Origin of the sequence: Novosphingobium kaempferiae, from assembly GCF_021227995.1 — a bacterium.
Taxonomy (GTDB): Bacteria; Pseudomonadota; Alphaproteobacteria; order Sphingomonadales; family Sphingomonadaceae; genus Novosphingobium; species Novosphingobium kaempferiae.
In genome coordinates this window covers 1,839,565-1,853,433 of record NZ_CP089301.1, presented here as the reverse complement: position 1 = coordinate 1,853,433, position 13,869 = coordinate 1,839,565, and the positions used below count along the sequence as shown (strand labels likewise).

The 13,869-nt window shown below is 64.9% G+C and carries 6 protein-coding genes; 5 read left to right on the top strand and 1 reads right to left on the bottom strand.

The features are described 5' to 3' along the window. Positions 1–214: 214 nt before the first annotated feature. The 3 genes from LO787_RS08550 to LO787_RS08540 are packed head-to-tail and all read left to right on the top strand — an operon-like array spanning position 215 to position 7,188. Positions 215–2,980: a TonB-dependent receptor gene (locus LO787_RS08550; RefSeq protein WP_232495423.1), complete on the top strand. Its 2,766-nt coding sequence runs from the start codon at positions 215–217 to the stop codon at positions 2,978–2,980. Positions 2,981–3,026: 46 nt separating this feature from the next. Further along, entirely contained in the window at positions 3,027–5,135 is a 2,109-nt protein-coding gene (locus tag LO787_RS08545; protein ID WP_232495422.1) for a glutaminase family protein, read from the top strand. Between the two features lie 4 nt (positions 5,136–5,139). Further along, a complete protein-coding gene (locus LO787_RS08540) occupies positions 5,140–7,188 on the top strand; it encodes a beta-L-arabinofuranosidase domain-containing protein (protein ID WP_232495421.1) in 2,049 nt (682 codons plus the stop codon). A gap of 39 nt (positions 7,189–7,227) precedes the next feature. Here LO787_RS08540 and LO787_RS08535 read toward each other — a convergent pair whose 3' ends face one another. Further along, entirely contained in the window at positions 7,228–8,142 is a 915-nt protein-coding gene (locus LO787_RS08535; protein ID WP_232495420.1) for an ROK family protein, read from the bottom strand. Between the two features lie 278 nt (positions 8,143–8,420). On the opposite strand from LO787_RS08535, the gene LO787_RS08530 reads away from it, so the two are divergent. Both LO787_RS08530 and LO787_RS08525 read left to right on the top strand, forming a co-directional pair. Next, the gene (locus LO787_RS08530; protein ID WP_232495419.1) at positions 8,421–10,712 is read left to right on the top strand and encodes a GH92 family glycosyl hydrolase; all 2,292 of its coding nucleotides are present in this window, start codon (positions 8,421–8,423) and stop codon (positions 10,710–10,712) included. Between the two features lie 203 nt (positions 10,713–10,915). After that, positions 10,916–13,831 carry a TonB-dependent receptor gene (locus LO787_RS08525; protein ID WP_232495418.1) on the top strand — a complete coding sequence of 972 codons (2,916 nt, stop codon included), beginning with the start codon at positions 10,916–10,918 and terminating at the stop codon, positions 13,829–13,831. Positions 13,832–13,869 lie beyond the last annotated feature (38 nt).

The window sequence follows — 13,869 nt, the reverse complement described above, 5'->3', positions numbered from 1 at the left end:
CGCCTGCCCTTCGCAATGAGGGATTGGGATATTTGAACAAGTTAAATCTTGAAAATGTTCCGGCAATGCGGCTGTTTGAACGCTCCGAGGCGCGGAATTCCACGGATCGCATCAAAACCCGATTTATAACACAAATTGCTTTATTATTATTTTTGAGCCGTGTATGCCCCCTCTCGCAGACGCGCATATCGACGCATCGCAAAAGGAGAGGATTATGCGTACCGCAAGCCGGTCTTCCGCATCCGTGCTCACGATAGCACTCGTTCTGGCGGCGAGTGCCGCCCATGCGCAGGCCGGGCCCAATGATGGTTCAGCCGAGGCGGAGCCCGCCGCGCCGCCTTCGCTCGCCGATGGTTCCGGCGGAGCGCAAGGCCCCGACATCGTCGTCACCGGCCTTCGCCGCAGCGTGCAGAAGGCGCAGGAACTCAAGCAGGATTCGCTCCAGATCCTCGATGCGGTCGCCGCCGAGGATATCGGCAAACTGCCGGACAACAACGCCGCCGAAGCGCTGGCCCGCATTACCGGCGTGCAGGTGACGCGATCGAAGGATGAGGCGGACGGCGTCTCCGTGCGCGGCCTGCCCGACGTCACCACCACCTTCAACGGCCGCGAACTCTATACGGCGGAAGGGCGACAGGTTGCGTTCCAGGACTTCCCGGCGAGTTCGCTCGCCGGTATCGAGGTCTACAAGTCGACCACGGCCGATCTGGTCGAAGGCGGCATCGCCGGCCTCGTCAACGTGCGTTCGCGCCGTCCGTTCGACTTCGACGGGTTCGAGATCGCGGGCGGCATCCGCGGTACTTACGGCGATCAGGCGCGCAAGTACGATCCGCAGGCCAGCCTGCTCATCAGCAACCGCTGGGATACCGGGATCGGAGAGATCGGTGCGCTCATCAACTTCTCGTACACGCAGAGCCATTACCTGACATCGGCTCGGTGGGACAGCGGCGGCATCGTCAAGCCCAATGCCACGCAGCCGGTCGCGACACCCGGCGTCGGGCGTGACTTCCAGTTCCCGGAATCGGTGGGCGTCTTCTACAACCGCGGCAAGCGCTGGCGGCCCTCCGTCAACGGCTCACTCCAGTGGAAGCCCGCCGACAATATCGAGCTGTACCTCGAAGGGCTCTATCAGGGCTATCGCGGGCGGGAGAGCAACGACGAGATGGCGCTGCGCCTCTCCTCGGGCAATCCGGTGCTGAGCAATGTGGTGCTGGACGAGAACGATCCGGACAAGGTCAAGAGCCTGACCATCTCGGACGGGCAGGGCTCGATCGGCACCGACTTCTTCCGTGGCGTGCCGCACAGCACCACCAACACCTACCAGTTCGCGGGCGGCGGCAGCATCACGTTCGGGCGGGCGAAGTTCTCGACCGACCTCGCCTATACGACCACGAAGAACTATTTCACCGACTACGGCTTCGACTTCGCTGCGCGCAATCCGGCGACGGCGAACATCGAGTTCGACATCGACCACGACTACGGCGGCGTCGAGTTCAGCGTGCCCGGCTTCGACCTCAGCGATCCGAACAACTACGTGATCCGCGGAATCTTCGACCGTCGCCGCGAAGGGCGCGGTTCCGGCTGGCAGTGGCGCAACGACCTTGAACTGGAAGGCGCCGACAGCGGCATCACCAAGCTGCAGGTCGGCACCCGATACACGACGCGCAAGAGCACGTTCGCGGACGGCACGCGCTATGCAAACATCCGCGCGCAAGGTGTTTCGATCCTCGATGCGCCGATCGGCATGGGCGGGCTCATCGTGCCGGGCTTCCGGGGCAGCGACGCGCAGCCGACCCGGCAATGGTATGCGCCGATTGCCTCCGACATCTTCAACAACATCGAGGATCTGCGCCGTTTCGCGCAGGAGCGCCTGCGCATCAGCAACCTCGGCAACGCGGACCAGCAGCCCGAAATCTGGGATCCGGCGCTGCCGACCTACACGACGCAGTTCGCCTCCAACGAGACGTCCTACGCCTTCTACGGGCAGGTCAATTATGGCTTCGATATCGGCGGCATCCCGATCGACGGCGTGATCGGCACGCGCGTGGTCAACACGGTCATCAGGACGACCGGGCAGGGCTCGCTCGACGGCGTGCCCAACGTGGTGGACGACCGCAAGAACTACATCGACATCCTGCCCAACATCAGCCTGCGCGCCAAGCTGACCGATACGCTGCAATTCCGCACCTCGTTCACCGAGACGCGCACCCGTCCAACGTTCTCGCAGACGAACCCGGCGTTCCTCATCACCCGCGATTCCGTGAATCTGGGCGACTACAACGGCAGCAGCGGCAACATTGATCTCGATCCGATCCAGTCGAAGAACTACGACGCTTCGCTGGAGTGGTATTTCAGCTCGACCGGCTCATTGACCGCCGCAGTGTTCCGTCGCGACCTTCAGGGCTTCATCAGCAACTACACGACGTTCCAGGACGTGCCGGGCTTCGGGGAGATCCGCGTCACCCGGCCGGAGAACGCGGGCAAGGGCCGTATCCAGGGTGCGGAAGTGGCCTTCGCGACGTTCTTCAACTTCCTGCCGGGCTTCCTCAGCGGCTTCGGCACGCAGTTGAACGCCACCTATCTCGACGGCAAGCAGGCGCTGCCGACCGTGCTGGGCGAGGCGGGGCGCATGGTGCGCGTGCCCAACACCTCCAAGTGGACCTACAACGCCAACCTCCTCTACGAGAAGGGGCCGTTCTCGGCGCGCCTTGCCTACAACTACCGTACCGACTGGGTGAACTTCTACAACAACACTGAGGCCGCCGACGCGGTCGCGGGCGAGTTCACCAAGGCGACGCAGCGCCTCGACTTCTCGGCATCGGTGACGCCGTGGGAGTTCGTGACCTTCACGTTCGACGCCACCAACCTGACCGGCGTGCCGTTCCAGAACGTGCGTAACTTCACCGAGACGCAGAGCTACCCGCGCGACATCCGCTATGAGGCGCGGACGTATTCGCTGGGCGCGCGCGTTCGCTTCTGATCCGGGTAAACCAAATAATACCAGTTCGTTACAGGAGATAACAGGGATGCCAAGGTTTCTGACGGCGCGGGGCATGCGTCATGCAACGGCGCTGATGCTGGTCGTCGCCGCCTTCACCACGCAGCTTCACGCGCAGGAGGCGGTCACGGCCCGCACTCCGGCGACGCCGCTGGTCGCGCACGATCCGTATTTCAGCATCTGGTCTCTTACAGACGATGTGACCTCGCAGAGCACGCGCCACTGGACCGGCTCCGAGCAGCAGATGAGCGGATGGTTGCGGGTGGACGGCAAGAACCTGCGCTTCATGGGCGGCGGGCGCGGCGACGTGATGAAGCAGATCTCGCGCTCGATCTGGCCAACGCGCACGATCTACGAGTACGAGGGCGGCGGCGTGCGTCTGACGGCGACGTTCTTCACACCCGCGCTGCCGCACGACCTCGACGTGCTCTCGCGCCCGGTGACGTACCTCAGCTGGTCGGTGCGCTCGACCGACGCGCGGCGGCATGACGTACAGCTCTACTTCGACGCGAGCGCACAGCTGGCGGTCGACAACGACCAGCAGAGCGTGGTGTGGGGCAGCAGCCGCGTGGGCGACATGAACGTCATGCGGATCGGCACCAACACGCAGGAGGTGCTGAAAAAGGTCGGCGACAATCTGCGCATCGATTGGGGCTGGGCGCAGCTGGCGGTGCCGCAGCAGCCGGGCGCTGCCACCGCCACCATCGGCGAGCGGGACCGCGACGTCTTCCTGAAGGACGGCAGCTTCCCCAGCGCCGAGGACATCGCGATGCCGCGCCTTGCGCACCAGAACCGCCCGCTCATGGCGGTGCGCTTCGACTTCGGGCAGGTCGGCAAGGCGGAGCAGTCGCGCAAGGCGATGCTGGCCTACGACGACATCGATTCCATCGAGTACTTCAAGCGCCGCCTGCCCGCATACTGGCGCCGCAACGGCATGACGATGGCCGACCTCCTCGTCACCGCCGAGCGCGAGGAAGCCGCGCTGCGCCAGAAGGCGGAGGCGTTCGACAAGGAACTGACGGCCGATCTTGAGCGCGTCGGCGGGCGGCACTACGCCGAACTCGCGGTGCTTGCCTATCGCCAGACGCTGGCGGCGCACAAGCTGGTGGCGGATATCGACGGCAAGCCGCTGTATTTCTCCAAGGAGAACTTCAGCAACGGTTGCATCGCCACGGTGGACATCACCTATCCGACCTCGCCGTTCTTCCTGCTGCTCAATCCCGCGCTGCTGGAAGCGCAGCTGAAGCCGATCATGGACTATTCGGCGATGCCGCGCTGGCGCTTCCCCTTCGCGCCGCACGATATCGGCACTTATCCGCAGGCCAACGGGCAGGTCTACGGCGGCGGTGAGCAGAGCGAGGACGACCAGATGCCGGTCGAGGAAACCGGCAACATGCTCATCATGATCGCGGCGATGAGCAAGATCCAGGGCAACACCGATTTCGCGACGAAGTACTGGTCGCAGCTGAGCCGCTGGGCCCAGTACTTGCGAGAGAAGGGCCTCGATCCCGACAACCAGCTCAGCACCGACGATTTCGCCGGGCACCTTGCACATAACGCCAACCTGTCGATCAAGGCGATCAGCGCGCTCGATGCCTATGCCGAACTGGCGCGGCTGACCGGCAAGGCCGATGTGGCGGCCGAGTACCGTGCGCTGGCGCAGCAGATGGCCGGCAAGTGGATGGAGATGGCGAAGGACGGCGACCATACCAAGCTCGCCTTCGACCGTCCGGGTACGTGGAGCCAGAAGTACAACCTCGTCTGGGACAAGATCCTCGGACGCGGCCTGTTCCCCAAGGACCTGCTGCAGAGCGAACTGGCGTTCTATCTCAACAAGCAGCAGGCGTTCGGCCTGCCGCTCGACAGCCGCAAGACCTACACCAAGCTCGACTGGATTGTCTGGACCGCGACGCTGTCCGACGACCGCCGCCAGTTCGACGCGCTGATCGATCCGCTCTACCACTACATGACCGCGACGCCGACGCGCGTGCCGCTGGGCGACTGGTTCGAGACGACGGATGGCGCGCAGGTCGGCTTCCAGGCGCGCGCAGTGGTCGGCGGCGTCTATGTGAAGATGCTGGACTCGCCGGAGATCTGGAAGAAGTGGGCAGGCAAGTCTGCCAAGGCGGGAGGCTGAGGCGATGCAGGCGCAAGCGATGCACGGTGGCGCGGCGAACCGTCGCCATGTCCTCAAGCTGGGCACGGCGCTCGGCGTGGTGTTGGCGGCGCGACCGATGATCTCGGTGCGGGCGCAGGCAGCGGCTCAGGCGGCGACGCCCATGCAGCCGCTGCTCGCCAACCGCGCGCCGCTTGCGCCGCAGCCGTTCCAGTTGCTGCCGCTGGGCTCGGTCCGGCCGACCGGCTGGCTCAAACGACAGTTGGAGATACAGGCCGCCGGGATGGGCGGTCGCCTTGACGAGACGTGGCCCGATGTCGGCCCGAACAGCGGCTGGCTGGGCGGCACGGGGGAATCGTGGGAACGCGGCCCCTACTTCGTCGACGGGCTGCTGCCGCTGGCCTGGCTGCTCGATTCCGCGCCGCTCAAGGCCAAGGCGCAGCGCTTCATCGACTGGACATTGGACAATGCCGGTGCCGACGGGATGTTCGGCCCGCGCAGCAACAACGACTGGTGGCCGCGCATGGTCATGCTCAAGGTGCTGACGCAGTACCATGAGCTGACCGGCGATCCGCGCGTGATTCCGGTGATGACGAACTACTTCGTCCACCAGTTGAAGGACGGCGCCGGGCGGCCCTTGCAGGACTGGGGGCGCTTCCGCTGGCAGGACGAGGTCGTCTCCATCATCTGGCTCTACAACCGCACCGGCGACGCACGGCTGCTGGAACTGGCGAAGATGCTGAAAGGGCAGGGCTTCGACTGGCAGGGCCTCTTCGCGGACTATCCCTACAAGTCGAAGACCGACAAGGCGGCCATCGGCCTCGACAAGCCGGACGTGCCGGGCGAGGTTTCCAACGGCCTCAAGGATCCGGCGCTGTCGGTCCACGGCGTCAACAATGCGCAGGCGCTCAAGGCTTCGCCGGTGTGGTCGGTAGTCTCGGGAAGCGAGGCGGACCGGAGCGCCATCGGGCACCAGCTGGCGATGCTCGACCGGTATCACGGCCTGCCCATCGGCATCTACTCCGCCGACGAGCATCTTGCCGGGCGCAGTCCCAGTCAGGGCGTGGAATTGTGCGCCATTGTCGAGAGCATGTATTCGCTCGAACTGGCGCTGGCGATCACCGGCGATCCGCTGCTCGGGGACCGGCTGGAGAAGATCGCGTACAACGCGCTTCCCGCGACGTTCTCGGACGACATGTGGGCGCACCAGTACGACCAGCAGCCCAATCAGGTCCGGTGCAGCCACGCCAAGGGACCATGGACGACCAACGGCCCGGAATCGAACCTGTTCGGGCTGGAGCCGCACTTCGGCTGCTGCACCGCGAACTTCCATCAGGGCTGGCCCAAGCTGGCGGCGAGTCTTTGGATGGCCTCGGCCGAGGGCGGCCTCGTTGCTGCGATCCATGGCCCCTGCGAGGTTATGACGAGCGTGAAGGGCGTCGGCGTCAGGATCGCGGAGACGACAGACTATCCGTTCAAGCACCGCATCGCCATCGCCGTGGACCCGGCGTCGCCGGTCGCGTTCCCGATGCAACTGCGTATCCCGGCCTGGGCGCAGAGCGCCACGTTGCGCGTCAACGGCAAGCCTCACCCGGCCAAGCCGGGCACCTTCGCGCGGATCGAGCGGGAATGGCACGCCGGGGACCGCGTCGAACTGGAACTGCACGACAGCCCCCGGCAGGTGCCCGGTTTCAACGGCGCGCTGACGGTGGAGCAGGGGCCTCTGGTATTCTCCCTGCCCATCGAGGAGAAGTGGGAGAAGCTGCGTCAGCGCGGTCTTACCGCCGACTGGGCGATCCTTCCGGCGAGCGAGTGGCGCTACGGCATGGCGGCGAACGCGAAGTTCGTGCGACATGAGCGCGAAGTCGGACCGGTGCCGTTCTCCCGCACGAACCCGCCCGTGGCGCTGTCCGCGCAAATGGCGCAGGTTTCGCAGTGGGATGAAATGGACGGCTCGGCGCTGCCGCCGCCGGTCGGAGCCAAGGCGGCAGGCGCGGCGCGCACGCTGGCTCTGTTGCCTTACGGTGCGCCCAAGCTGCGGCTGACCGCCTTTCCGGCGCTCACCGAGGCCTGAATTGTCGGAGCCCGTCCTTCGGGGCGGGCTCCCTTTCCGTCAGTCAGAGGCTTCCAGCGCGTCCAGCGCCAACGCGATCGTCCCCAGCGGGCCCGCCAGTTCGCCGAGCGCCGGGACCGTGACGATGCCGCCGATCGTCTCTGCATTCACATAGGACAGGTAGCCGCCCAGGCGCTCCACCACCTTGGCCCGAACGCGATCGAGCAGCGCTGCGCGGGCCAGTCCGACGCCGCCGCCGATGAGCACCTGCCGAGCCGACGTCGTCAGCAGGATCGTGGTGACGAGGTGGGCGATGTCGCTGACGACATGCTCCCAGCGCGGATCGTCGCCATTGATGGCATGGGCGGGCATTCCGAAGCGGGCGGAGAGGGCCGGGCCGGAGACCAGCCCTTCGATGCAGTCGCCATGGAACGAGCAGTTGCCCGCGAAGTCATCCCCCGGCGAACGGGGCACGCTGATATGCCCGACCTCGGGATGCATCGCGCCGTGGATCGCCTTGCCGTTGAACGCGAAGCCGCCGCCGACGCCGGTGCCGATCGTGAGGTAGCACAGCCCGTTCGACGTCACGGCATCCTTCGCTCCCGCTCCCCAGCGCAGTTCGGCAAGGGCGGCGCCGTTGACGTCGGTGTCGATCCCGGTCGGGCAGGCGAAGGGACCGGCCAGCGCGCCATAAATGTCCGCGGCCGCCCAGCCCGGCTTGTTGGTCGGCAACATCCGCCCGAAGTCCGCTGCCGCACGGTCGAGCCGTAGCGGGCCGAAGCTGCCGATGCCCAGCGCATCGAACGGCCGCTGCGCGTTCCACGCACCGAGAATCGTGGCTGCCTTGCCCAGCGTCTCTTCGGGCGAAGTGGTGGGGATCGTCTCTCGGTCCACGATGGTGGCGCCCTCGGCGCGCAGGACGAGGACTTTCGTCCCGCCCAGCTCTACGCCCGCCAGCGTCAACGTGTCTTTCATCGGCTTCCTATCCTAGCGTGGCCCCGCGTCCGTCGGCGGCGGCATCGTTTTCGACCGAGGCAGTCGAGGCATCCTCTATCGCACGCAATCGTAATTGACAAAGCAAATTGATTTAATAAATGTTGCCGGACGATGATCGGGGGCAACCGATCGCGAGGCGCCATGATGCGCCGTGGGAGGAGAAGCGCATGAGATCGCGTTCCAAGGGACGATCCATACCCGGACAGTACCGGATGCCGTTCGATCGGCTCTGGCTGGGGGCCTTGGCGGGTACTTGTATGATGAGCGTGGCTTCGGTCGCTGCAGCGCAGGCGGGCGTCGATCTTGCGAACCCGCTGGTCGGCACGGCCCCGCTCGACCGCGAGGATCTCATCGGCAATGCGCCGCCTCCGGGCGAACCGATCTACTCGGGCCAGACATCGCCGGGCGCGCGCTGGCCGCACAGTTCGGTCGAGGCCGCACCGGTCAACAACAACATCGCGCTGACCTACCCCAACGGCGTACCGGTTCCCTATTACTACACTAACCCCACGCTGATCGGCTTCACCGGAGGCGGCGGCGCGACTTATGGCGGCAATGCGGAGCCGGTCATCATGCCGGTCGTCGGCGACTGGTCGGCGCCCCCGGCATACTCGCAGGCCTACTACGACAAGGCACGCGAAACCGCGGCGCCGGGCTACTATTCGGTCTATCTCGACAGCTTCCGCACCCAGGTCGAACTGACGGCGACCCGCTGGACGAGCCTGATGCAGTTCACCTTCCCCAAGAGCCCGCGCTCCAACGTCCTCCTCAATCTGCTGAATCATGGCGGCACGGTGGAAATCGTCGACGACCACACCATCCGCGGCGTTTCGAAGGGGCGCGAGTCCATCGATGGACCCTATTTCGTGGCGGAATTCTCCAGTCCGTTTGCGGTCCATGGCACTTTCCGCAAGGCACCGGGCGACGCAAAGGGCTGGGGCATCGGCGACAAGGACGTGGTGCCTGACGGCAGTTCCGTCGAAGGCAGCTATGCCGGGGGCTACGTCACCTTCAACACGCAAGCGGGTGACAAGGTACTCGTCCGCATGGCCCACGGGACCAGCTACGAACAGGCGCAGGCGCGGTTGCGCAAGGAGCTGCCCGACTGGGATTTTGCCCGCGTTCGCGCAGCCGCGCGGGCCGAGTGGGACAAGCTTCTCGGCCGCGTGCAAGTGACCGGCGGCACGCCGAAACAGCGCGCCATGTTCTACTCCACGCTGTTCCAGTCCTTCGCCAGCCCGCGCCTGATCGCGGAAAAGGGCGAGCCGTTCACCGACAGCAACGGCAAGGTCCGCACCACCGACCACGACCGTTACGGGCCGGTGCCCTTCTGGGACACGGGCCGTAACCAGATCGTCCTGCTCGAACTCATGGAGCCTGCTGTGGTGCGGGACATCATGAAGTCCGAACTGGAGATGGCGCAGGAGAAGGGGTTCATGAACACTTCCTTCCATGGCGACAACGCGGTGTTCCTCTACCTTGGCGCATGGAAGCGCGGGATCGCCTTCGACTATGCCTCGGCATGGGAATACCTGCGCCGCAACGCCACCGATCCCAAAGGGCCGCGCGGTTACCTTGCCGAGTATGACCGCAACGGCTGGATTTCCGACGATGTGCCCGAAGGCAATCCCAGCCCACCCTACGCGGGAGGCAAGGCAGGCGCGGCGACGACGGCGGAATATGCCTGGGACGATCACGCGCTCGCACAGTACGCCGGAAGGCTGGGCAAGACGCAGGACCAGAGCCGCTTCCTCAAGCGCGCGGGTAACTATGCCAACGTCTTCGATCGCTCCACTGGTTTCATCCGGGGGCGGACCGCCGACGGCAAGTGGATCGCGCCGTTCGATCCGCAGGAGCCCTACTACAACTTCATGATGAAGGAGGCGTCGGGCTGGTCGACGCTCTGGTTGGCTCCGCACGATGTCGGGGGGCTGATGACGCTGCTTGGCGGGCGCGATGCGTTCAATGCCAAGCTCGATCAGTTCTTCACCACGCAGTACAATCCGAAGGGCATCTGCCGCGACTGTACCGGCCTGATCGGGCAGTACGTCCACGGCAATCAGCCCGATCAGCAGGCGCCCTATTACTACAACTGGAGCGGGCAGCCGTGGAAGACGCAGGCGCTCGTCCGGCGCATCCTCGGCGAGATGTACGGCAGCGATGCGGCCGGATACGGCTATGCGGGCATGGACGATCAGGGTGCAACGTCATCCTGGTACGCTCTGAGCGCCATGGGCTTCTACCCGGTCGATCCGTCGAGCGATGTCTACGTGATCGGCAGTCCGATCTTCGATCAGGTGACGCTGGACATGGGCGGCGGCAGGCTGCTGGACATCAATGCCCGGAACAACGGGCCGTACAACGCCTACATCCAGTCGATGACGTTGGACGGCAAGCCCTGGGGCAAGCCGTGGTTCCGTCATGCCGACATCGCGAAGGGTGCGAAGATCGTCTTCACCATGGGGCCCAGGCCCAATCCGGCATGGGGCAGCGGAGCCGATTCCGCGCCGCCGTCGATGTCGGATGTGAAGCGGTCGAAGGGTCCATAGCAGGCCCGCTTCATTACGTCTCAATATAATTGACAATTTGCTTTTTTTAATCAGAACGTCGGTCATTGGCTGGACGTAGCGGGAGGGGTTCCCGCGCATCACGCCACAAGAATGACAGGCGGACATCGCCTTAGAGGCCTGGGAAGGGTGCCGAAATGAACAAGGGACATGGGAAAGTGCGCAGCCGCTCGAATCGTGATCGCATGATCGGGGCGCTGCTGGTCTCCGCCAGCGTGATCGGCGGGGCGGTCGCCGCGCAGGCGCAGGAAGCCGCGCCCGCCGCAGAAGCTCCTGCGGCAGAGGACGGCGCGATCGTCGTCACGGGCTATCGCAAGTCGATCGAGGAAAGCCTGCGCCAGAAGCGCGAGGCGAACGCCTTCGTCGATGTCATCACCGCTGAGGACATCGGCAAGTTCCCGGACAAGAACGTCGCCGACTCGCTCCAGCGCGTCCCCGGCGTCATCATCGAGCGTGACGGCGGCGAAGGTTCGCGCGTCAGCATTCGCGGCCTGTCTTCGGACCTGACGCTGACGCAGCTCAACGGCAACTTCATCGCCTCCGCCGACAGCGGCGATCCGTCGCGCTCGTTCAATTACACGCTGCTGCCCGCGAACATGATCGCCAGCGTCGACGTCTACAAGTCGCCCGAGGCGCGGCTGGACGAGGGCGGCGTCGGCGGGACGGTGATCCTCAAGACCCGCCGCCCGCTGGACCTCGAACCGTGGAGCGGGTTCCTTTCGGCCGAAGGCGTCTATGCCGACGTGTCGAAGAAGTTCGAACCGCAGATTTCGGGTCAATTGTCCTGGCGGAACGCCGACGAGACCTTCGGCGTGCTGGTCGGCGCGACTTATCAGGAGCGCACCAACCGCACGCTTTCGGCGGGGACCGAAAGCTGGTCGTGGTGGACCTATGATCGCGCCAACGAGCCTGCCACCGACATCAACGGCAACCCCTACGCCAATGACGATGCGATCAGCTACTGGTCGGAGAACACCGGCGCCACCACGCAGGGCGGGCAGCGCTATTCGGGCTACTGGGCGCCGCAGGCGGTCAGCGAGTCCATTCAGGACCAGAAGCGCAAGCGCCTTGGCATCCAGGCGACCGCACAGTGGAAGCCGACCGACGAACTGACCCTGACGGCGAACTACTTCCGCTTCCAGATCAACAACAACTTCACCTCGAACGTCCTCAAGATTCCCGAGTGGGGCTATCGCGACTTCTTCACCGGGGCGACCTTCGACAAGAGCGGCACGATCCTGCAGTCGGCGGACTTCAACGTCCCGGCGGCGGGCACCGGCTGTCTTGCCCGCGCGACGCCCTGCACGATGGAGACGCCGCAGCTTTCCGGCCAGTACAGCCGCGAGAAGATCGTCTCCAACACCTTCGACTTCGGCGGCGAATTCGAGCATGATCGCTTCAAGGCCACTTTCGTCGCGGGCAAGACCCGCGCCACCGGCGGTCCGTCGTCGCGCTTCAGCGTTGCGGCCAAGCCGCGCCTGACCACGGCGACGCAGAACACCAACGGCAACTTCATGAGCAACTGGGCCTTCAAGAACGGCTCGATGGACATGCAGTTCTCGCCCGAACTGCAGCAGAACCTGATGAACGGGATCGCGCAGATCGACGTGGGCTCGACCGGGTCGGGCTTCACCAACAGCGTGATCGAGCAGAAGTACGCGCAAGTCGACCTGACCCGCTCGTTCGACGGGTTCATCGATTCCGTTCAGGTCGGCGCAAAGTGGCGCGATGGCGAGGTGAAGCGCAGGACCGGCCGCGTCGAGTGGTACTCCGACCCGGCGACCAAGCTGCGTTATCAGGACACCCCCGGCGGTGCGGTGGCGCGGCCCGAGTTCTTCTACGACAGCCCGATGGGCAACATCCCCGGCGGCTTCACTGCCAGTTCGTTCCCCGGCATCAACTTCGGGAACTACCTCGATTATCTCAACAGCAGCTACGGCGATCCGGTCCGCGTCAACGAGGACCAGAACGTCTACAACATCGGCGAGAAGATCTGGGCAGGCTACGCACAGGTCAACTTCAAGACCGACACGCTGCGCGGCAACCTCGGCGTGCGCGTCATCAATACGAAGCAGTCGGGCACGTCCACCGATACGCTGTACTATGAGGACGACTATTGCGTGAACGGCCCCGGCGGCCCGTTCTCCCCGCCGCCGCGCGGTGCGGACGGCAACTGTCTCGTGATCCCGCTCGACCAGCGCGAGCGCCGGGTGTTCAGCCCGGTGAACGAGTCCAAGAGCTACACCGACGTACTGCCCAGCTTCAACGTCTCGTGGGAAGTGCAGCCGGATATCATGCTGCGCGGCGCGGTATCGAAGGTGATCGCGCGTCCGGGCTTCAACGACCTTGCCGGTTCGCGCTCGCTGACGTTCAACTCCGACGCCTTCGTCTACGATCGCCAGCAGTTCGGCGCGCGACCGGGCTGGTTCGGCAATGGCGGAAACTTCGACCTCAAGCCGTTCTCGGCCTGGCAGTACGACCTTGGCGTCGAATGGTACTTCCACCCCGGATCGGTGGTCGGTGCGACGTTCTTCCGCAAGGACGTGTCGGACTTCATCGTGCCGCTGGTGCTAGATGTGACGCAGACCGTCGCGGGCGAGGAAGTGCTGGTGCAGCAGTACGCGACGCAGGCCAACGGATCGAAAGCGCGCTCGCAGGGCGTAGAGCTTTATGCCCAGCACACGCTGCCCTTCGGCCTCGGCGCGCAGGTGAACTTCACGATCAACGACACCTCGGTGGCGGACATCTCGCTCGAAGGACAGAAGGTCGGCTCATCGCCGCTGGTGGGCAGCGCCAAGACGCAGCTCAACGCCTCGGTGTTCTGGGAGACGGACAAGTTCCTCGTCCGCGCCTCCTACAACCGTCGCGGCAAGGTGGTGCGCGGCATCGCGTCCGGCCTCAACATCTACGACGATCCGTATGAGCAGGTGGACCTCAACGCCTCCTACAACATCAACGAGCGCCTTTCGCTTACCGCCTCGGTCATCAACCTGACCAAGTCGGAGCAGAGGCAGCATCTTGGCAACGACACGAAGGATCGCTTCTATTCCAACATCTATGCCGGACGCAGGGCTTATGTCGGCGTGACCTACAACTTCTGATTGGCCAGAAGTTGGCCATGGCACGTTGCAGGAGGTGG

Coding starts and splice junctions, on each gene's coding strand:
- LO787_RS08550 (WP_232495423.1), top strand. CDS start 215: ATGCGTACCGCAAGCCGGTCTTCCGCATCCGTGCTCACGATAGCACTC.
- LO787_RS08545 (WP_232495422.1), top strand. CDS start 3,027: ATGCCAAGGTTTCTGACGGCGCGGGGCATGCGTCATGCAACGGCGCTG.
- LO787_RS08540 (WP_232495421.1), top strand. CDS start 5,140: ATGCAGGCGCAAGCGATGCACGGTGGCGCGGCGAACCGTCGCCATGTC.
- LO787_RS08535 (WP_232495420.1), bottom strand. CDS start 8,142: ATGAAAGACACGTTGACGCTGGCGGGCGTAGAGCTGGGCGGGACGAAA.
- LO787_RS08530 (WP_232495419.1), top strand. CDS start 8,421: ATGATGAGCGTGGCTTCGGTCGCTGCAGCGCAGGCGGGCGTCGATCTT.
- LO787_RS08525 (WP_232495418.1), top strand. CDS start 10,916: ATGATCGGGGCGCTGCTGGTCTCCGCCAGCGTGATCGGCGGGGCGGTC.